We start from the raw sequence: 20,597 nt of genomic DNA, 5'->3' as shown, positions 1-20,597 counted from the left end.
TTATAAAACTCTGTGATTTAAAGTAGCTGTTTTTTCTATAAAAACTCTTAATCTTTTTCTTCTTTTTCAGTTTCTGCACGATATTGTATAACATCATCAACTAAGCCAAACGCTTTGGCTTCTTCTGCTGTCATAAAATGATCGCGATCGAGAGTTCTCTCAATAATCTCATAATCTTGACCTGTATGTTGAACATAAATTTCATTTAAACGCCGTTTCATCTTTATAATGTCTTGCGCATGTCGCTCAATATCTGAAGCTTGACCTTGAAAACCACCAGATGGTTGATGCACCATAATACGTGCGTTTGGCAATGTAAAACGATGACCTTTTGCTCCAGCTGTTAACAATAAAGACCCCATAGATGCCGCCTGCCCCATGCAAAGCGTAGAAACAGGAGGGCGAATAAACTGCATAGTATCATAAATAGCCATACCAGATGTTACGACACCACCTGGAGAATTAATATAAAGACTAATTTCTTTTTTAGGATTTTCCGCTTCCAAGAAAAGCAATTGTGCACAAACAAGCATTGCCATACCATCTTCGACAGGACCATTAATAAAAATAATCCGCTCCTTTAAAAGACGGGAAAAAATATCATAGGCCCGTTCACCACGATTGGTTTGTTCAATAACCATAGGAACAAGGCTTAATGCTGTTTTCATTGGATCACTCATATTTTTACTTTCCGTTCATATAACAACCGCTCTTTACACATTCAATGTTTTTATCCATATGTTAACATTACTCTCTTGCGCAAGCTACAATCAAGAGCTATTTAAGGTAGATTAAAATCTCAATAGTTAAAATAGCAATAATAACTCTATCTAAACAAATGATGAACATCAGGGATGCGAGATACCGCCCAATGGTAAAAACTTCCTTCCTGAGGTCTTTTCGTGGTCTTTGTCTTTCTGTGAATATGAAAGCCTATCAAGCGTGAATCTGTAAGCGGCTTTATGCCAAAAGCTGGTTCAAAAATACGTTCAGTTTTTCGCCCAGTCCAATAATAAAAAGTTTCCTTTTCCTTTGCTTCATGAAAAAAACCATATCGTTTTGCTAATCGTGAAATACCATCATTGCCAAATATCGTAACACCAAGACTTCCCGGTAAAATCGGCATTTTTTTTCTCTTTAACCAGAATGGTCTCCAAATACGACGCTTAAATCCAAGCCAATGAGGAATAATTTCTGTGCCTGCCCAATAATCTTCAAATATTTTTATAATAGGGTTATTGGGCGGAAAATAAAGTGCAGAAACGCCTACTCTTGTATTATTTTCTCTTGCCAACCAAACCTTATCCGCATCTGGATGAAATTGTTTAACAAGGTAAACATCTGTATCTAACCAAACACCTTGTTGATATTTCATCAGCATAACACGAAAAAAATCCGAAAACTGAACAATTGTACACCCTGGTTTATTATCAGAAAAATCGGGGTCAAGGCGATAAATTGCTGAGCGTGGTAAAATTGATTCGGCTTCATGCAACTCAACACCGGCAGGAAGATTATCTATTTTTTTATCATAACTAAAAAGCTTAACGCGCTGTCCAGTTTTAACCATTGAGGACAAACAAAGCCTATCCACCAATCTTAATTGTCCACTATACCAAAAAGTACAAATATCCATAGATAATATATCAAAAATATTCTAAACTTACGCGAAAGAGTTGTTCAACATCACGAACCCTATCAGCAAGAGCAAAAATCACTATTCTATCACCAGACAAAATGCGCGTATCTGCCGAAAGTTGTATTATTGTCTTATTGCGATAAATTGCACCAATTCTCAAACCATCTGATAAATTGAGCTCTGATAATGACTTACCAACCAATGAAGATGTTTGCATCACTTCAGCTTCAATAATTTCTGCTCGGCCATTAAAAACTGAATGAACAGAACGAATACGTCCACGGCGCATTTGTTGCAAAATTCTCGATATTGTAACGCTATGGGGATTAAGATATGCATCCACACCAACAGCACGACTAAATTCTTGATAGGCAACATTATTAATCAATACCATATTGGCTTTGCAGCCCAATCTTTTAGCAATAATAGCGCTTAAGAGATTAACCTGATCTTGATTGGTCAATGTAATCATTAAATCGGACTGATCAATTCCCGCATCTTGAAGAATCACTGGATCTAACACGTTACCGTATAAAACTGTTGTTTTTTCAAGCTGATCAGCAATCGTGAGAGCTCTTTCTCTATGCGATTCTATAATCTTCAATTTTAATTTATGGAAACGCTTTTCAATAGCCTGTGCAACATAAAGGCCAATGTGACCGCCTCCTGCAATAATCATGCGGTGGGCATCTTGTTCTTTATGACCAAAAAGCCCAACAGCACGGCGCATTTGATCACGAGCAACAACAAGATAGGTTATATCACCAACGCGTAATTGCGTTTCTGAATGTGCAACCAATAATTCCGCGCCACGTTTAATAGCGGTAACCGTCGTATGAAGATCTGGAAAAAGCTCTGTTAATTGACGCAAAGGTGTATTAATAACTGGACAATCTTCCATGCATTCCAAGGCTAGCGCAACAACATCATCATTACAAAAATAAAGAACATCTATTGCACCAGGTAAAGCAATACGGCGCAAAACCATTTCCCCAACTTCAACTTCTGGCGAAATAACCACATCAATGGGAATATTCTCTCTGGAAAAAAGCGTCTTATAACGTGGTTCTAAATAAGATTGTGAACGAATACGAGCAATTTTTGTGGGCACATTAAATAATGAATGTGCTACTTGACAAGCTACCATATTGACTTCATCAAACAAAGTGACAGCAATCAACATATCAGCTTTGTCTGCATCTGCAGCCAAAAGAACTTCAGGACGTGAACCGTGACCAACAAAACCTCTCACATCCAATGTATCGCGAATCTTTTCAATTAATCTCGTTTCAATATCAATAACAGTAACATCGTGATTTTCAGCAGCAAGACGCTCTGCTATCCCATACCCAACCTGTCCTGCTCCGCAAATAATAACACGCATCGCTTTAAGAAACTCCAAGCGCTTTAAGTTTACGGTGCAAAGCTGAACGCTCCATGCCTATAAATTCAGCAGTACGTGATATATTTCCACCCAAACGCCCAATCTGTGCCACTAAATATCTCTTTTCAAACAATTCTCGTGCTTCACGTAACGGCAAATCCATTATACTTTCATCTGAATCCATTTGAAGACGTGGCAAAGAATCACTTACTTCACTGGGAAGAAAGTCCGCTGTTATAGGACCATCACCATCCCGCACAAGAATAAGAAGACGCTCAATATTATTGCGTAATTGCCGCACATTACCCGGCCAAGCATGCGTTTGCAAAATAGCAATCACATCATCACTGATTGCACGCGGTTTAATCCCAACCTGCTGTGATATTGTTTTTACAAAATGATGTACAAGTTCTGGAATGTCTTCACGACGCGCTGAAAGGGGCGGAACAGCAATAGGAACAACCGAAAGACGGTGGAAAAGATCTTCTCTAAAGCGCCCATCAGAAATGAGGTTTTCAAGATTTTGCGCTGTCGAAGAAATAATACGCACATCCACTTTAACACGTTTTGTGCCGCCAACTCTTTCAAATGTCTGCCCCGTTAACACCCGAAGAATCTTACCTTGAGTCTCACGTGGCATGTCAGCAATTTCATCAAGATATAATATACCGCCATGAGCTTCCTCTAAGGCACCGATCTTGCGCTCTCTTCCTTCCATTTCACTGCCAAACAGCTCTATTTCCATTCTTTCCGGAGTAATCGTTGCAGCATTTATTGTAACAAATGGCCCATTCGAACGCGTTGAGAGCGCATGAATAGTTCGTGCAACAGTTTCTTTTCCTGCCCCTGAAGGACCTGTTATCATGACGCGACTATTGGTTGGTGCTACTTTTTCTATGATTTGACGCAAATTTTTTACAACTGTCGATTTTCCGAGCAACTCTAATGTCTCGTTCGAACGCTTTCGCAATTCTAAAAGCTCACGTTTTAAATTTGAGTTTTCAAGTGTTCTCTCTGCAACCAATACAAGTCTATCAGCTTTAAAAGGTTTTTCAATGAAATCATATGCCCCTCGCTTTATAGCGGAAACAGCCGTCTCAATATTACCATGACCAGAGATCATAACGACCGGAAGAGCCGGATATTGCGTTTTAATTTCATCAAGCAATGCTAAACCATCAAGACGACTACCCTGTAGCCAAATATCCAAAAAAATGAGCTTTGGAATACGCTCACTAATTTGAGCCAATGCTTCATCAGAGTTACAAGCAACACGCGTTTCATAACCTTCATCATCTAAAATACCAGCAACAAGCTCACGAATATCTGCTTCATCATCAACAATCAAGATATCTGATACCATACTATTCCCCTATCTTATGATTTATGGCTTGTATAATACTACCCTGCTTACCCCCATCCGCCGGAAATATCAAACGGATCATCGCACCACGACCTTCATAAAAACTCTCCGGTGCATCATGAAGCTCCATGGAACCACCGTGATCTTCAATAACTTTGCGCACAATGGCTAACCCGAGCCCTGTTCCTTTTTCCCGCGTTGTTATATAGGGCTCTAATAACTTTTGTCTTTGCTCTTTAGGAAGTCCTTTCCCATTATCAACAACATCCACAACCACCCATTCCTCTTGACGATAAGAACGGACAAGAATATGACCGTGAATATTTTCCTCTCGCACAACTGAATCTATGGATTCGCTCGCGTTTTTGATAACATTGCAAAAAGCTTGTACAATGAGACGGTTATCAAATGCACCCATAAGTGGTAGACTTCCTAAATCTTGCTCAAAATGAATATCATGTCGTGTCACTTCTATCAAGAAACATGCTTCGCGCAACAATTCTCGTATATCTAAAATATGCATTTGTGGTTTGGGCATACGTGCAAAAGAGGAAAACTCATCAACCATACGCCCAATATCTCCAACCTGTCGAATAATTGTCTCAATACACCGCTCAAAGACCTCTCTATCTTGTGTAATAACTTTGTTATAACGTTTACGAATGCGTTCGGCGGATAACTGAATGGGTGTGAGGGGATTTTTTATTTCGTGTGCAATACGCCGTGCAATATCCGCCCACGCCGCTGTACGTTGCGCTGCAACAAGGTCTGTAATATCATCAATTGTTAGAACCCAAGATTGCCCCTGTCCATCATCCTCTTCCATCGTAACTTGGACATTACAGACACGCTCTTTTCCTGCAACGTTTAAAGTAACCTGCTCACGATGATTTTTACGATCCAATGAACGTGCAAACTGAAAAACCTGCCAAATTTCAGCACTTAAAGATAAAAGACTTTGTCCAACAACGTGTTCAGAGCGAATATCAAACATCGCTTCAATAGACCGATTAATAATTGTAATATCACCATTATCATCTATACCTGCTACTCCTGCTGTTACACCCGATAACACTGCTTCAGAAAAACGCCTTCTCTCATCAATTTGATCACGCACTGCAATCAACTCATTGCGCCGACTTTTCAATTCACTAACCATGTAATTAAAAGTTTTGGATAATTGCCCAATATCCCCATCTTTTGCTCGTACTGGCACAAAAATTTCCATATTTCCAGTAGCAACATCATCAGCTGCACTAATGAGAAGACGAATAGGACGTACTAAGCGATCAGCGACAGCAATAGCGGCCCAAATAGCTGATAGGAATAAACTAAAAAAAAGACATAAATAAAGCATACCAAATGCAATTTGCGTCAGCAGGCGATTTTCATTTAAATCACGATAACGATCTGTATTGACTTCTGTCAAACGCAAAGCAGATAAAACACCTTTATCAACGTCACGCACCAAATATAGAAATGTGTTTGGAATGTTGGTAAATTTTAAAATAATACCAAAATAATCATGCACGCCTGGTTGAAAAGAAAAAGGCCTCGCACTGGTTGCACGTTCAATAAGATTGGAAGGAGGAATTGGCAGTTTATCTTCATCACCAAGAGCACTCGATATAAAAATAGCTCCGCTAGAACTTAACAAAAATGCGCCACGCAAATTGCGTCCTATAGCATGGCGCGTCAATTGCATCCTATATTCAGCTGGATTACGTTCTAAGAGTTTTTTGTTATCAAGTGCAAATGCCATCGCGTAGGATAAATTTTTTAAATTTTGAAGCATTTCATCTGCATAAGCATTTGCTAAATCAATAGAAGAGCCCACAATTTGCCGCGTTGTTGTATCAAACCATCGATCAAGTCCCAAATTTAGTGCTGGACCCGATACAAGAGCTACAGCAACAGCTGGCATTGTTGCAACAAGTGCAAACAATGAAATAAGGCGCACATGAAGACGCGACCCTGCACGCCTTGAACGCCAAGCACGAATGATCGGAATCATCTCATAAAAAACGATGACAATAAGCCCTAAAACCCAAAAACTATTAATCCCTATAAGAATAAGAGTTACTGTTCTACTGGGAACAACAGGGGTTAATCCAATAAGAATAATAAATGAAACAGAGGCCGTAAGTAAAGCCAATACAATAATTGTAATCCCTAAAAAAATATATACCTTACTTAAACGATACAACTCATCGTTATAAGTATTTTTATCTATGTCTTGAAGATTCGTCACAGATGTTATATTCGTCATGAGCTTACATACCCTTATCCCATTATTCTCATATAACCTTTTGTAGCAAAAATTGACAATACTAATACTACATTTAAAATAGAGCAAATATAGTCAACGAGAAAGAACTTCTACATTTTGCAAAATATCTTTAAAATAAACTGTGTTCGACGATACTTTACGAAGGAAATGAGATGCGATTAACAAAACAAACAAATTATGCTCTTCGAATGCTCATGTATTGTGCAGATAATCAGGGAACTCTCAGTCGTGTTCCAGAAATTGCTAAAGCATATGCCGTTTCAGAACTTTTTTTATTTAAAATCCTTCAGCTGCTTGTTCAAGCAGGTTTTATACAAACAGTGCGTGGACGCAATGGTGGAGTTAGATTGGCGAAACCCGCAGCAGAGATTTCAGTCGCTGATGTTGTGAAAGTAACAGAAGATAACTTTTCCCTAGCAGAATGTTTCGATACTGCAGAACCAACTTGCCCCTTGATCGATTTTTGTGGTTTAAATACCGCACTTCAAAAAGCATTAAATGCTTTTTTTGAGGTGTTATCCGTGATATCCCTTGCTGATCTACAACAACCATCCTTTCAAAATCATTTTAAAATTAATGACAAAAAGGCAAACTAAGATTATAATACAAGGAGATTAGGTATTTCTATTGCAGCAATAATATTAGCCGCTGGACGTGGTGAAAGAGCAGGATCTCCCCATGAAATTCCAAAACAATATCGGCTTCTAGGACAAAAGCCGATTATTTATCATACCGTGCATTGTTTTTTGCAGCATCCAGCTATCACAACAATTATCCTTGTTATTCATCCAGAAGATCGTCAAATCTGTGAACAAGCTATTGGTGATTTTAAAGAGCGCCTTATTATCGTTGAAGGAGGCAATACACGTCAAATCTCTACCTTAAATGGACTTCAGGCACTCAAAAAATTCAATCTCCAATATGTGCATATTCATGATGGTGCACGCCCCTTTATCGAAAAAAAGCTTCTTGATAACATTCACAATACAATCACACCTCAAGAAGGTGTTCTTCCTGTCCTTCCCATCTCTGATACCCTTAAACGTGTAAATAATCAGCATGTTTTAGAAACAATTCCCCGTACCCATCTTTATAGTGCACAAACTCCACAGTGTTTTCCCTTTGAACATATCTTAGCCGCCCATAAGCAAGCAAAACAAGCTTGCAAAAAAGAATTCACTGACGATTCTGCGATTGCAGAATGGTTTGGAATTCCTATGCGTACCGTTCCTGGGGATCCTAACAACATAAAAATTACATGGCATGAAGATTTTAATACCGCACATTTATATCTCCAAAAGAAAATGCAAATGTTTCCTGATATCCGCACCGGCAATGGTTATGATGTTCACTCTTTCGAGGAAGGTGACTTTCTTATTTTATGTGGTATAAAAATCCCTTTTCATAAAAAATTAAATGGACACTCCGATGCAGATGTTGCTCTTCACGCGCTAACAGATGCCCTGCTCGCTACGCGAGGTGCTGGAGATATTGGCACACATTTCCCTCCCTCTGATCCCCAATGGAAAAATGCATCATCAGAAATTTTTCTCCGTCATGCTCTTGATATTCTAAAACAAGCAGGTGGTCGTATCGCCAATGTTGATATCACAATTATCGCTGAAAATCCTAAAATTGGTCCCTATCGTCATGCCATGACAGAAAATCTTATGACAATACTTTCAATGACACCTGATCGAATCTCTATCAAAGCAACAACAAATGAAAGGCTTGGATTTATTGGTCGTGGTGAAGGAATTGCTGCTCTTGCAACAGCGAGCGTTCTTTATTCAGGAGAACTTCCCCAATGACATATCTTTGTGAAAAACAAGCACATGAAGTCCTTAATATCTTTCGCCAAAAAGGTTTGCTGTTAACAACTGTAGAGTCTTGTACAGGAGGACTCATTGCTGCAAGCCTCACAAATATTGCAGGCTCGTCAGATGTTCTCGATTGTGGATTTGTTGTTTATTCAAATGAATCTAAAACACGCCTTGTTGGCGTTTGTGCTGAACTTATAAAAACCTATGGCGCCGTTTCAAAAGAAGTTGCTCTTGCAATGGCTGAGGGTGGATTAAAACATTCACAAGCTGACATTGCAGTCTCTGTAACAGGAATTGCTGGTCCAGGAGGAGAAAGTCTTGATAAACCTGTAGGACTTGTGCATTGCGCAGTTGCTTACAAAAATCATAAAACTCTGCACAAAGAAATGCACTTTGGTCATCTTAACCGCAATGCTATCCGCCATGCAACTGTTGAAAATGTTTTTAAAATGATTCTGGAATTGCTTCACTGAATTCCCCATACTAATTTCAAAGCTCTCTATTCCACATTGAGTCTATAATCGTCAACATCTTGAAAAAATGATTTATTGCGCCACAACTTTCAGTTGAATTAATCAAATTTATTCACTTGCACGCCACAAGAAAAAAACTGTATAAATAAAATGATTAAAGAAAAGGATACTTGTACCTCTCTCAAATGCTAAGAGCTCGCGCAACATCTCGAGAGATGGCAAATAAATGGTGCAGGCTGACTTCTTCATAAGTGTAAAGATGTTTATTTATATACTTTTACGAGTATCTATACTATTTATTATGAAATGGGTATGACGCAAGCATGTCCTATTTGGGCGTTTTGTTTGGATATGCCTCTATTAAAAAAGAGAAACAAAAGCGTGAAGCTGTGCATCATCTTCATCATTTAAAATGATATTCCTTTAATATGCTTTTCAAAGCTGAAAAAGATGAATTAAAACAAATAGTAAAGATGGAAACCAGTTTTCACCTTCACGCCGTTATAAGCAATACCTATTGTTAAAAAATAACAGAATAGACTATGTTATCGTAGAGCCATAAATCTGATGCGCACGCTTCTCAAAAGCGTCGGTGAATTTACGAAACGCAATATCAAACATTGAGCCCATCACTAATCCAAGCGTTTTACTTTTAAATTCATAATCAATAAAAAACTCTACATTACATGCATTGGTATTTTCAATATCATGAAAGGACCAACGATTTTCAAGATATTTGAATGGACCATCAATATATTTAACTTCTATAAGATTTTTTTCCGGCTGAAGAAATACTTGAGTCGTAAAAGTTTCACGGATAATCTTATAGCCAACGGTCATATCCGCAAGAAGCAATATTTTTTTCCCATACTCTTTTCGAGAACGTACTATCAAAGACTCACACATTGGTAAAAATTCAGGATAACGCTCAATATCTGAAACCAGCTCAAACATTTCACTGGCACTATGGGTGATCTGCCGATGTATTGTAAAAATCGGCATAATTATCTCTGTAAGGAAAATTTTTCATCACGCGCTTTTTGCAAAATAGCAAAATCATCTCCAGCATGATGAGATGAACGTGTCAGAGGATTGGAGGCCATATGTAAAAATCCTTTTACTTTACCAATCTTGGCAAAAGACTCAAATTCTTCAGGAGGCACAAAACGAACAACTGGATGATGTTTTCGTGTAGGCTGCAAATATTGTCCAATCGTCATAAAGTCAACATCAGCAGAGCGCAAATCATCCATCAATTGCAAAATTTCATTTCGCTCCTCCCCAAGACCAACCATAATTCCCGATTTTGTAAAAATTGTTGGATCAAGTTCTTTAACGCGTTGTAATAAACGAATTGAATGAAAATAACGTGCCCCTGGACGAACCTTCAAATAGTTAGAAGGAACTGTTTCTAAGTTATGATTAAAAACATCAGGCTTAGCAGCAACAACAACTTCTAAAGCGCCATCCTTATGACGAAAATCAGGTGTCAGAACTTCAATTGTTGTTTTAGGAGTTTTTTGACGAATCGCATAAATAACTTTTGCAAAATGCTCAGCACCACCATCAGCAAGATCATCACGATCAACAGATGTAATGACAACATGTTTTAATTCCATCCGTGCAACAGCATCGGCTACACGTTCTGGCTCATTATCATCAACGGCAAGTGGAATACCTGTTGCAACGTTACAAAAAGCACAAGCACGCGTACATATTTCACCTAAAATCATAAAGCTAGCATGCCGCTGGCTCCAACATTCGCCAATATTAGGGCAACCAGCTTCTTCACATACAGTCACTAACTTATGCGTACGTACAATACCATGTGTTTCCTTATAAATTGGCGATGTTGGCGCTTTTACACGAATCCAATCTGGCTTTTTTTGAACGCTTGTATCAGGACGATGTGCCTTTTCAGGATGACGCAAACGTCTATTTGTAACTCTATCAACAACCGTAACCATTTAAGCCTTTGCCTTATAAATACGAAGTAACAATCAAAAATATAAAATCTTTCATACAATCCAGTCATCAAGCGTTTAAAACTTGACCATAAGCATCCAATACACTTTCTTTCATCATTTCCGATAAAGTCGGATGTGGAAAGACAGTATGCATTAATTCTTCTTCTGTTGTTTCAAGATTCATAGCAATAACAAAACCCTGTATCAATTCTGTTACCTCAGCCCCTACCATATGGGCCCCAAGAAGCTGTCCTGTTTTTTTATCAAAAATTGTTTTTACTAACCCCTGATCTTCACCCAAAGCAATCGCCTTGCCATTCGCAGCAAAAGAATAACGACCAATACGTATATCATAACCTGCTTCTTTTGCTGTAGCTTCTGAAAGCCCTACAGAGGCAACCTGTGGTGTACAATATGTACACCCTGGAATTTTTCTTTTATCAAGCGGATGAGCATTCTTTAAACCTGCAAGATGCTCAATACATATCACACCTTCTTCTTCTGCTTTATGTGCCAACATAGGAGGACCTGCTACATCACCAATAGCATAAATGCCTTCCACCCCCGTCCAACTCCATTCATCAGTTACAATGCACCCGCGATCGGTTTTTATTCCCAAAGCTTCTAAACCAAGATTCTCAATATTACCTTGCACCCCAACAGCCGAAATCAACCGGTCAACAGTCATTGACTCTATTTTACCTTGAACATCAATATGTACAGTCACAGAATCAGAAGATTTTTCAACCTTTGTTACTTTTGCTTGACGAAGAATGCGTAAACCTTTTTTCTCTAACTGTTTACAAGCAAACGTTGAAATTTCAATATCTTCAGCAGGCATGATGTGGGGCATCATTTCAACAACAGTTACTGTCGCCCCCATATCACAATAAAAAGAGGCAAATTCAATGCCAATAGCCCCAGACCCTATAACCAAAAGCGATTTTGGCATTGCTGGCGGTATCATAGCTTCAAAATAAGTCCAAATGAGTTTTCCATCTGGCTCAATACCAGGAAGGACACGAGGACGTGCACCCGTTGCAATAATGATATGCTTTGCTTGATATGTTCCCTCCCCTAACGTCCCTTTAGGGACTGGATTTTGCGGTTGCATAATCGGTTTGGAGGATGAAGAAACCATAATTTCCGCAGGATGGCTTCTCTTCGCTTCTTTAGTAAGCTTTGCTTCACCCCAGATAATATCAATTTTGTTTTTTTTCATTAAAAAATCAACACCAGCATTTAAACGTGCTGAAACACCGCGTGAACGTGCCACAACATCTTTGATGTTTGCCTCAATTGAACCATTAATTTTTAGTCCATAATTTTTTGCATGTTCAGCAAAATGTTTCATTTCCGCTGAACGTAGAAGGGCCTTTGTTGGAATACACCCCCAATTTAAACAGATCCCTCCCAAATGTTCACGTTCAACAATCGCAGTCTTAAAACCACATTGTGCTGCACGAATTGCGGTTACATATCCGCCTGGACCTGATCCAATCACAATTACATCATAAAGATTTGCCACAGTAATTCCTCCATGGATATATATAAAACGGATATGCATTTTTTGAACTTAAAACTGCAAAACAACATCACAGAATTATCTTATGTCTTTTTCTTTAAGCTTCACGTAAATGCTTTACCCAAACTAGAAATAGCAATAACATTGCTCTTCAAACTCTTAAATTTGTTTTTATTCTCTTAACACACTCTCTCACAATTTACGTGAAGAACTGTTAAACAGTTCAAACCAACATTGCTAATGGATTTTCAATCATCTTCTTAAAAGCCCGCGCGAGCTCTGCGGCTAAAGCACCATCGACAGCACGATGATCCGCAGAAATTGTAACTGACATAATTGTCGCAACAACTAATGCACCATTTTTAACAACGGCGCGTTCTTCCCCTGCACCAATCGCAAAAATCGTCGCATGCGGTGGATTAAGGATAGCCGAAAAACTTTTTATACCATACATCCCCATATTTGATACAGCTGTTGTTCCACCCTGATATTCTTCCATTTTTAACTTGCCCTCACGCGCACGCTTTGCAAAATCCTTCATCTCTTTGGAAATAAGTGATAACGGCTTTTCCTCTGCATGGCGAATAATCGGCGTAATTAACCCATTGGGAATAGAAACAGCAACCCCAACATCACAATGTTTATGATGAAGCATTCCGCCTTCAAGCCAAGAGACATTCGCATCAGGAACAGCTTTCAAAGACAGTGCGACAGCTTTGATCACCATATCATTAACAGAAAGCTTATAAGTAGGCTGAGTTTCTTCCTGCCCCTTAATCATTGGTGCAGCAGCATTCAGTTGTGTACGCAGTGCTAACAGCGCATCAAGTTCACAATCTACCGTTACATAGAAATGTGGAACTCTCTGTTTTGATTCCATCAAACGTGTTGCGATTGTTTTACGCATATTATTATGGGGTGCGAAGGTATATTCATCCTCTTTAAAGAGTTTCAGTATCTGTTTGTCAGAAGCACCTGTAGCTACTAGCTCCCCTATTTGTGATGAATAAGACACTTTAGAAATATCACTACTCACAGCTTTTTCTACATCGCGCTTGATAATACGCCCATGCGGACCACTTCCAGAAATAAGGGATAAATCAAGGCCTTCCTGAGATGCTAATCGCCGCGCTAAGGGAGAGGCAAAAAGACGCGCTACCTTTTTATCTTGCTGTATTAATTGCTGAGCTGATGATTCATGAGACATTTTTGTACCCTTTGAGTCCGTCTGTTTCAGAGTATCTGTCTGTTTTACGCGCTCTGGTTCTTGTTTTGTAGAAGAAGAGATTTCTTCTGAAACTTTTGCCGCTTCAGCTAAATCTTCACCTTCTTCTGCTAAAACAACAATTAAAGCATTTACTTTAACGCCTTGTGTTCCAGCAGGAACAACAATTTTGGCAACCCTACCTTCATCAACGGCTTCGACTTCCATTGTCGCTTTATCCGTCTCAATCTCAGCAATAACATCACCGGAGGAAACCTTATCTCCCTCCTTAATATTCCATTTTGTTAAATTTCCCTCTTCCATCGTAGGGGAAAGTGCTGGCATTGTAATTTTAATGGGCATTATGCTTTCCTCCGTTATGCTCTGTATGTCACAGCCTTAACGGCCTCAATAATCTCAGCAGTATTAGGCAAAGCCAACTTCTCAAGATTAGCAGCATAAGGCATCGGAACATCTTTACCAGAAATCGTAGCAATTGGCGCATCAAGATAATCAAAAGCCTGCTGCATAACACGCGTTGCTATTTCAGTTCCCACGGATGACTGAGGAAATCCCTCTTCAATCGTTACCAAACGACCTGTTTTTTTAACTGAAGAAAGAATTGTTGGAAGATCCATCGGGCGAATGGTTCGTAAATCAATCAATTCAACATCGATACCAAATTGTTCAATTTCCGGCAACGCTTGAACGGCATAATGCATTCCAATTCCACACGCGACAATCGTCACATCTTGTCCAGACTTATGAATACGCGCCTTACCAATAGGCAAAACAAAATCATCCAATTGAGGGACATCAAATTGATGCCCATACAAAATCTCATTTTCAAGAAAAATAATAGGATTATCATCACGAATAGCAGCTTTCAGCAAACCTTTTGCATCTGCAGCACTATAAGGCATGACAACTTTCAGACCTGGTACATGACTATACCATGCAGCATAGCATTGAGAATGTTGAGCACCAACACGGGCAGCCGCGCCATTGGGACCCCTAAAAACCATAGGAGCGGTCATTTGTCCACCAGACATATAACGTGTTTTGGCTGCTGAGTTAATAATTTGGTCCATCGCCTGCATCGCAAAATTAAATGTCATAAACTCGACAATAGGACGTAACCCTCCAAAAGCAGCCCCGACAGCCAGCCCAGCAAAGCCGTGCTCTGTAATTGGGGTATCAATAACTCGGCGTTCTCCGAATTCTTCCAACAAACCTTGACTAACCTTATAGGCACCTTGATATTGCGCGACCTCTTCCCCCATGAGAAAAACTTTTTCATCACGCCGCATTTCTTCAGCCAAAGCCTGATTAAGCGCTTCACGAACTGTCATTGTAACCATTTGTGTTCCCGCTGGAATATCAAAATTAGGAAATGTATCAAAAGTAGAAGCAGACTGCGGAACTGACGATGCCAGAGAAAGAGGAGATTCCTTAGTTTTTTTTGCTGTATCAGTAGGTTGCGAAATATCCTCAGCACGCTCACCTTCTTCTAACAAAATCGCAATAACAGTATTAACCTTTACGCCTTCAGAACCTTCAGGCACAAAAATTTTACCAAGAGTACCTTCATCAACGGCCTCTACTTCCATTGTAGCCTTATCCGTCTCAATTTCAGCAATAACATCGCCAGAGCTAACCTTATCACCTTCTCTCTTGAGCCATTTAGACAGTTTACCTTCTTCCATAGTTGGTGAAAGCGCCGGCATCAAAATATCAATAGACATACTTGCTTCCCTCGCATCAAACTAAAATATCAGTATAGAGCTCAGAAGCATCTGGCTCTTGATCACTTTGTGCAAAATCTACCGCATCAGCAACAATTGCACGGACCTCTTTCTCAATAGATTTTAAATCATCTTCGTTCGCCCAATTTTTTTTAAGAATCCGACTTTTTACTTGATCAATCGGATCGTGCTCCTCTTTTATTTTTTGGACTTCTTCCTTTGAACGATATTTTGCTGGATCAGACATGGAATGACCACGATAGCGATAGGTCTGCATATCAAGAATGATCGGTCCTTTACCTGAGCGTGCCCAAGAAATCGCTTCATCAGCAGCTCCTTTTACTGATCGAACATCCATACCGTCAACAACAATACCTGGAATTTCAAAAGAAAGACCACGTCGGGAAAAATCAGTTTCTGCAGATGCACGTGAAACTGACGTTCCCATAGCATACTGATTATTTTCAATAATATAAACAACAGGAAGCTTCCAAAGTGAAGCCATATTAAAACTTTCGTAAACCTGCCCCTGATTTGCGGCACCATCACCAAAATAAACCAATGTCACATTATCTTTACCAAGGTACTGATTCGAAAATGCCAAACCTGAACCAATTGGAACCTGCGCACCAACAATACCATGTCCTCCATAAAAGTTCTTTTCTTTAGAGAACATATGCATCGAGCCACCTTTCCCTTTGGAAAAGCCACCTTGACGTCCCGTTAATTCTGCCATGACACCACGTGGGCTCATCCCAACGGCTAACATATGACCATGATCACGGTAAGACGTAATAACCTGATCACCTTCTTTTGCCGCTTTCAATGTTCCTATAACAACGGCTTCCTGACCAATATAAAGGTGACAAAATCCCCCAATAAGCCCCATACCATAAAGTTGTCCTGCTTTTTCTTCAAAACGGCGAATTAAAAGCATTTCACGATAAGCATCAATTTCTTCTTCTTTTGTAAAGTCTGCTATTGGTGCTTTCTTTGTGGTGCTTGATAATGCAGTGCGCGCCACCGACGCAGAATTTTTTTTAAGTCGTTCTGCCATATTAAACTCCCTTTTATGATTATTTAGGAATAACCTTTACGAACAAAAGTTACAAGCCTTATCAATCGGCTTAAACAATATCATTGCTGATTGTTGTTTAAAGTAAGCGATTTTTCATTTACCTTTGGTATCATTTCAAGGTATTAAGATTGTCAGTTCATTTGGCTTAGAAAAGTTCAAATTCTTTCGGACATACTCATCCAGCATATCTTTTTCTATATGTCCATTGCGTAAAAGAGAAATACGCTTTTCCATGAATATCCGCTCAGCTTCTATTTTATGAAGCTCCTTTTCTAATTCGCTAATATGCTGATTAACTTCACTGCGTGAATACAATCCATACTCACCATGATAAATGTGATAACTGAAATAGCTTAAGACTCCCACCGTCATAAGAGGTAGTACAAAGCGCACTTTGATTGATCGACGTTTCTGCTTTGTCCACATAAAATAGCACAGTCTTTACAGCACAAATTTTTTAATATTTTGCCCAACTATGCACGATTTTGATTAATACCTCATTACCAAATCTATACACTCAAACAATTTGTTATCGCCAATTTATCCCCCCCTTAAATACAATCAAAGTAAGCTGAATGCCCCACTTTTTGTATTACAAATATTGGATATCCCACTAACTTGTGATTTTACACCCATCTTTGTCTTTAAAACTTCCTGTTAAAATGACTATAAAATCAATCAATACCCAAGGTGTAATTATCAAAAAAATTCCTATAAGCCCTACCGGCATAAGTATTACACTTATTATAAGTATTACACTTATTATATTTATAAGAAGCATTGCAATGCCCGTTCCAACTTTACCAACCATAAAACGATGAAGTCCTAGTCCACCTAGAAAAAAACAAACGACCGCTAACGTCACTTTTGATTGCTGTGACTGACCTTCAGTCAAGATAGGGAAAATAGATTTAATGGTATCCCCTTCACACACAAAATCAACGACGTCACCAACTTTCGGCGGCGTTTTTCCTGACCAATCCCAATTCGCAAACTGATAGCGCTTACCATCAGCCCCTGAAATGAAATAATCTCCTTGATCATGACCAATAATCTTACCTTTCATCTTCACCACCTATAAAATTGTTATTCATAAAGAAGCTTTTCTTCTAATATGATAATATGTTGAATAAACATCACTGCATGAATACAGTCTGTATTCACCGTGATATATGACAATTTAAAAAGCTAAAAATTCCCCAACAACTTAAAATTCCCGCAATTACAAGTGGTAATACAAAGCACGCTGTTCGATTTGCACCTTTGCTTTTTTCATATGAAATAGTACAGTCTTTTTCAATAGTTTTATTTAAATATTCATAATTTTCTTTAATATTTCACATTTAAAGACATATATTAAAATAATTTACATTATTAAATTAATATATTGACAACATTAAAAGTAAAGAAAGTGCCTCACTCTTTACATTTTATATTATTCTAAAATTTCTACCAATTTATAATTTTATCCCCATTTTCATCCCTAAAATATCCGGATAAAATAACTATAAAATCGATAAACGACCACGGTATAGTAACTAACAGCCCTATACCTGTTATCGTTATAAGAAGCATTGCAATGCCCGTTCCGACTTTACCAGCCATAAAGCGATGAATTCCCAACCATCCAAAAAACCAACAAACAAGTGCTATCGCCAATCTTGATTTTTCTGACTGCGATTTACTCAAAAGAGGGAGAACAGATTTAACAACATTATCTTCATATACAAAATCAACGGTATCCCCTACCTTTGGTGGTTTTTTTCCTAACCAATCCCAACTCGTAAATTGATAACGCTTACCATCAGCCCCTGAAACGAAGTAATCTCCTTGATCCTGACCAATAATCCTACCTTTCATCCTTGCCCACCTATAAAGCTTCTCCTCATGTGTTATTCATAAAGAGATTATTTCTAATTTGATGATATATCGATTAACCTCACGGCGTAAATAAAATTTGTAGCAGCCGTGATAAACGTGAAATTAAAATAGCTCTGATCCCCCCAATGAGCTAATGTTTTCTGCTGCTATAAGCAGCAATACAAAACACACCTTAGTGGATTTACGCCGTTGTTTTACCCACATAAAATAGCACAGTCTTTTTCAATACTTTTATTCAACTGTGCATATTTCTCTTAATATCTCACATTAAAGAAATAGAGTACAATAATCTTGCATTATGCAACTCAATATATTGATCGAAATAAAAAGTAAACTTAATTATTTTCTTTTTATTATAAAATTTTTACAAATCTGTAATCTGATTCCCATCTTTATCCGTAAATCTTCCAGCAACAATGACTATAAAATCAACAATTGCCCAAATACCGGTAATTATCAATCCAAACAATGATAAAGATAGAACCAGCATTAAAGCACCAGTCCGAACTTTACCAACCATAAAGCGATGAACACCAAAGATACCTGCAACCCAACAAAGCAGTGCGAACATTATCTTTGTGTTCTCTGTACCTGGTCTCAACAATGGGAAAACAGAACTGACAACACCTCCTTCACAGACAAAATCAACAGCATTACCAATCCTTGGTGGATTCTTTCCCAACCAATCCCAAGTCGCAAACTGATAACGTTTACCATCATCACCCGAAACGAGATAATTTCCTTGGTCTTGACTAATAATTATACCTCTCATATTAATCCCTATAAATTTAAACACTTAAAAATTATTGCGTATATGCCTTTGATAAAAAATCTCAATTTCATAGTCTAAATAATATCATACTCTCACACTCTTTGCTCGCAACTATACACGATATAAATCACCAGCATAACGCGCTTGGGCTCCTAGCATTTCTTCAATACGAATAAGTTGATTGTATTTTGCTAATCTATCCGAACGCGCAAGAGAACCTGTTTTAATTTGTCCACAATTCGTTGCAACCGCAAGATCTGCAATGAAAGAATCCTCTGTTTCGCCTGAACGATGAGATATAATGGCACGATAACCTGCTTTATGTGCTACTTCTACAGCATCAAGTGTTTCACTCAATGTACCAATTTGATTAACTTTTATGAGAATAGAATTGCCTACCCCCATTTTAATACCATCACGCAAACGTGCTGAATTCGTTACAAACAAATCATCGCCAACAAGCTGACATTTTTCTCCAATTGTGTCAGTGAGTAACTTCCAACCTTCCCAATCATCCTCTGCCATTCCATCTTCAATTGTAATAATAGGATAATTTTTCACAAGCTGCGCTAAATAATCTACCTGCTCTTGGATGTCACGGCATTTGCCCTCACCTTTATAAAAATACGAACCATTTTTATAAAATTCGGTTGAAGCACAGTCTAAACCAATGGCAATTTGTTCACCTGGTTTATAGCCACATATCATGATAGATTCCATAATAAAATCAATAGCTTGATCAGCACTTTTAAATTGAGGTGCAAAACCACCTTCATCACCAACATTGGTATTATAACCCGCATCTTTTAAACGCGTTTTCAATGCATGGAAAATCTCAGCGCCATAACGGATAGCTTCTCTTACAGTAGGAGCTCCTATAGGAATAATCATAAACTCTTGAAAATCAATCAAATTATCAGCATGAACGCCACCATTAATAATATTCATCATGGGGGTTGGAAGAATATGCGCTTGTGTACCACCAATATAACGATACAAAGGTAAATTTAATGAATCCGCAGCTGCTTTTGCAACAGCTAATGAAACACCAAGAAGTGCATTGGCACCAAGACGGGCTTTGTTTGGCGTTCCATCCAAAGCAATCATTGCTTGATCAATAGCAATTTGATTTGTTGCATCCCGCCCACCAAGTTCTTCAAGAATTTCGCCATTAACTGCAGCAACCGCTTTTTCAACACCTTTCCCTTGATAGCGCAAACCACCATCACGAAGCTCTATAGCCTCGTGTGCTCCTGTTGAAGCTCCCGATGGAACCAGAGCGCGACCAAAAGCTCCATTCTCCAAACGAACATCAACTTCTACCGTTGGATTACCACGGCTATCAAGAACTTCACGTCCAATGATATCGACAATTATAGTCATATGTGTTTCCTTATCCAATAAAAGTCTTGATTCATTTCTAATGTCCTATTAATGAAGTGTTTTTCTCTTC

General features: G+C 38.6%; 19 protein-coding genes. 3 read left to right on the top strand and 16 right to left on the bottom strand.

The window, feature by feature from the left end; all coding sequences use genetic code 11:
- Positions 1–47 precede the first annotated feature (47 nt).
- The 5 genes from clpP to ACFIKJ_RS02050 all read right to left on the bottom strand — a co-directional run bounded on the left by clpP (position 48) and on the right by ACFIKJ_RS02050 (position 6,655).
- A complete protein-coding gene (clpP, locus tag ACFIKJ_RS02070) occupies positions 48–680 on the bottom strand; it encodes an ATP-dependent Clp endopeptidase proteolytic subunit ClpP (protein WP_012755012.1) in 633 nt (210 codons plus the stop codon).
- A gap of 146 nt (positions 681–826) precedes the next feature.
- Complete coding sequence (locus tag ACFIKJ_RS02065) at positions 827–1,636, bottom strand: hypothetical protein (RefSeq protein WP_375625953.1); 810 nt, start codon at positions 1,634–1,636, stop codon at positions 827–829.
- 10 nt (positions 1,637–1,646) lie between these two features.
- Complete coding sequence (trkA, locus tag ACFIKJ_RS02060) at positions 1,647–3,023, bottom strand: Trk system potassium transporter TrkA (RefSeq protein WP_012755010.1); 1,377 nt, start codon at positions 3,021–3,023, stop codon at positions 1,647–1,649.
- A 4-nt stretch (positions 3,024–3,027) separates the two neighbouring features.
- Positions 3,028–4,386, bottom strand: a complete 1,359-nt coding sequence (locus tag ACFIKJ_RS02055) for a sigma-54 dependent transcriptional regulator (RefSeq protein WP_012755009.1) — start codon at positions 4,384–4,386, stop codon at positions 3,028–3,030.
- Position 4,387: 1 nt separating this feature from the next.
- The gene (locus ACFIKJ_RS02050; RefSeq protein ID WP_375625950.1) at positions 4,388–6,655 is read right to left on the bottom strand and encodes an ATP-binding protein; all 2,268 of its coding nucleotides are present in this window, start codon (positions 6,653–6,655) and stop codon (positions 4,388–4,390) included.
- Positions 6,656–6,828: 173 nt separating this feature from the next.
- On the opposite strand from ACFIKJ_RS02050, the gene rirA reads away from it, so the two are divergent.
- The 3 genes from rirA to ACFIKJ_RS02035 are packed head-to-tail and all read left to right on the top strand — an operon-like array spanning position 6,829 to position 8,972.
- Complete coding sequence (rirA, locus tag ACFIKJ_RS02045) at positions 6,829–7,272, top strand: iron-responsive transcriptional regulator RirA (protein WP_273788340.1); 444 nt, start codon at positions 6,829–6,831, stop codon at positions 7,270–7,272.
- A 24-nt stretch (positions 7,273–7,296) separates the two neighbouring features.
- Positions 7,297–8,487 (top strand): bifunctional 2-C-methyl-D-erythritol 4-phosphate cytidylyltransferase/2-C-methyl-D-erythritol 2,4-cyclodiphosphate synthase, encoded by a 1,191-nt coding sequence (locus tag ACFIKJ_RS02040; protein ID WP_375670202.1) that lies wholly within the window; start codon positions 7,297–7,299, stop codon positions 8,485–8,487.
- The gene (locus ACFIKJ_RS02035; RefSeq protein ID WP_375624974.1) at positions 8,484–8,972 is read left to right on the top strand and encodes a CinA family protein; all 489 of its coding nucleotides are present in this window, start codon (positions 8,484–8,486) and stop codon (positions 8,970–8,972) included. Before ACFIKJ_RS02040 ends, ACFIKJ_RS02035 begins: the two co-directional genes overlap by 4 nt.
- Positions 8,973–9,512: 540 nt before the next feature.
- Here ACFIKJ_RS02035 and ACFIKJ_RS02030 read toward each other — a convergent pair.
- The 11 genes from ACFIKJ_RS02030 to eno form a co-directional block, all read right to left on the bottom strand.
- Positions 9,513–9,974 carry a type II toxin-antitoxin system RatA family toxin gene (locus ACFIKJ_RS02030; protein WP_375638538.1) on the bottom strand — a complete coding sequence of 154 codons (462 nt, stop codon included), beginning with the start codon at positions 9,972–9,974 and terminating at the stop codon, positions 9,513–9,515.
- 2 nt (positions 9,975–9,976) lie between these two features.
- Entirely contained in the window at positions 9,977–10,939 is a 963-nt protein-coding gene (gene lipA, locus ACFIKJ_RS02025) for a lipoyl synthase (protein ID WP_375670200.1), read from the bottom strand.
- A 67-nt stretch (positions 10,940–11,006) separates the two neighbouring features.
- Positions 11,007–12,467 carry a dihydrolipoyl dehydrogenase gene (gene lpdA / locus ACFIKJ_RS02020; protein WP_375625945.1) on the bottom strand — a complete coding sequence of 487 codons (1,461 nt, stop codon included), beginning with the start codon at positions 12,465–12,467 and terminating at the stop codon, positions 11,007–11,009.
- 220 nt (positions 12,468–12,687) lie between these two features.
- Positions 12,688–14,031, bottom strand: coding sequence for a pyruvate dehydrogenase complex dihydrolipoamide acetyltransferase (locus ACFIKJ_RS02015; RefSeq protein WP_375670198.1), 1,344 nt, complete (start codon positions 14,029–14,031; stop codon positions 12,688–12,690).
- 14 nt (positions 14,032–14,045) lie between these two features.
- Positions 14,046–15,413: a pyruvate dehydrogenase complex E1 component subunit beta gene (locus ACFIKJ_RS02010; RefSeq protein ID WP_375670197.1), complete on the bottom strand. Its 1,368-nt coding sequence runs from the start codon at positions 15,411–15,413 to the stop codon at positions 14,046–14,048.
- Positions 15,414–15,429: 16 nt separating this feature from the next.
- Positions 15,430–16,470: a pyruvate dehydrogenase (acetyl-transferring) E1 component subunit alpha gene (pdhA, locus tag ACFIKJ_RS02005; protein WP_375651538.1), complete on the bottom strand. Its 1,041-nt coding sequence runs from the start codon at positions 16,468–16,470 to the stop codon at positions 15,430–15,432.
- 135 nt (positions 16,471–16,605) lie between these two features.
- Complete coding sequence (locus ACFIKJ_RS02000; RefSeq protein WP_012754998.1) at positions 16,606–16,917, bottom strand: septum formation initiator family protein; 312 nt, start codon at positions 16,915–16,917, stop codon at positions 16,606–16,608.
- 187 nt (positions 16,918–17,104) lie between these two features.
- Entirely contained in the window at positions 17,105–17,557 is a 453-nt protein-coding gene (locus ACFIKJ_RS01995) for a TM2 domain-containing protein (RefSeq protein ID WP_375670196.1), read from the bottom strand.
- A gap of 383 nt (positions 17,558–17,940) precedes the next feature.
- Positions 17,941–18,351 carry an NINE protein gene (locus ACFIKJ_RS01990; RefSeq protein WP_375670195.1) on the bottom strand — a complete coding sequence of 137 codons (411 nt, stop codon included), beginning with the start codon at positions 18,349–18,351 and terminating at the stop codon, positions 17,941–17,943.
- A 385-nt stretch (positions 18,352–18,736) separates the two neighbouring features.
- Positions 18,737–19,144 (bottom strand): TM2 domain-containing protein, encoded by a 408-nt coding sequence (locus ACFIKJ_RS01985; protein WP_375625937.1) that lies wholly within the window; start codon positions 19,142–19,144, stop codon positions 18,737–18,739.
- Between the two features lie 111 nt (positions 19,145–19,255).
- Positions 19,256–20,527 (bottom strand): phosphopyruvate hydratase, encoded by a 1,272-nt coding sequence (eno, locus tag ACFIKJ_RS01980; RefSeq protein ID WP_375625935.1) that lies wholly within the window; start codon positions 20,525–20,527, stop codon positions 19,256–19,258.
- Between the last annotated feature and the right edge of the window lie 70 nt (positions 20,528–20,597).

The sequence above is a fragment of the Bartonella sp. PS7NMGDW genome (genome assembly GCF_042193585.1).
Classification (GTDB): Bacteria; Pseudomonadota; Alphaproteobacteria; order Rhizobiales; family Rhizobiaceae; genus Bartonella; species Bartonella grahamii.
This window is presented reverse-complemented; position numbering and strand designations above follow the sequence as displayed.

Coding starts and splice junctions, on each gene's coding strand:
- ACFIKJ_RS01990 (WP_375670195.1), bottom strand. CDS start 18,351: ATGAAAGGTAGGATTATTGGTCAGGATCAAGGAGATTACTTCGTTTCA.
- ACFIKJ_RS01995 (WP_375670196.1), bottom strand. CDS start 17,557: ATGAAAGGTAAGATTATTGGTCATGATCAAGGAGATTATTTCATTTCA.
- ACFIKJ_RS02010 (WP_375670197.1), bottom strand. CDS start 15,413: ATGTCTATTGATATTTTGATGCCGGCGCTTTCACCAACTATGGAAGAA.
- ACFIKJ_RS02050 (WP_375625950.1), bottom strand. CDS start 6,655: ATGACGAATATAACATCTGTGACGAATCTTCAAGACATAGATAAAAAT.
- ACFIKJ_RS02000 (WP_012754998.1), bottom strand. CDS start 16,917: ATGTGGACAAAGCAGAAACGTCGATCAATCAAAGTGCGCTTTGTACTA.
- ACFIKJ_RS02055 (WP_012755009.1), bottom strand. CDS start 4,386: ATGGTATCAGATATCTTGATTGTTGATGATGAAGCAGATATTCGTGAG.
- lipA (WP_375670200.1), bottom strand. CDS start 10,939: ATGGTTACGGTTGTTGATAGAGTTACAAATAGACGTTTGCGTCATCCT.
- ACFIKJ_RS02015 (WP_375670198.1), bottom strand. CDS start 14,031: ATGCCCATTAAAATTACAATGCCAGCACTTTCCCCTACGATGGAAGAG.
- eno (WP_375625935.1), bottom strand. CDS start 20,527: ATGACTATAATTGTCGATATCATTGGACGTGAAGTTCTTGATAGCCGT.
- clpP (WP_012755012.1), bottom strand. CDS start 680: ATGAGTGATCCAATGAAAACAGCATTAAGCCTTGTTCCTATGGTTATT.
- ACFIKJ_RS02065 (WP_375625953.1), bottom strand. CDS start 1,636: ATGGATATTTGTACTTTTTGGTATAGTGGACAATTAAGATTGGTGGAT.
- ACFIKJ_RS02030 (WP_375638538.1), bottom strand. CDS start 9,974: ATGCCGATTTTTACAATACATCGGCAGATCACCCATAGTGCCAGTGAA.
- pdhA (WP_375651538.1), bottom strand. CDS start 16,470: ATGGCAGAACGACTTAAAAAAAATTCTGCGTCGGTGGCGCGCACTGCA.
- ACFIKJ_RS02035 (WP_375624974.1), top strand. CDS start 8,484: ATGACATATCTTTGTGAAAAACAAGCACATGAAGTCCTTAATATCTTT.
- trkA (WP_012755010.1), bottom strand. CDS start 3,023: ATGCGTGTTATTATTTGCGGAGCAGGACAGGTTGGGTATGGGATAGCA.
- ACFIKJ_RS01985 (WP_375625937.1), bottom strand. CDS start 19,144: ATGAGAGGTATAATTATTAGTCAAGACCAAGGAAATTATCTCGTTTCG.
- rirA (WP_273788340.1), top strand. CDS start 6,829: ATGCGATTAACAAAACAAACAAATTATGCTCTTCGAATGCTCATGTAT.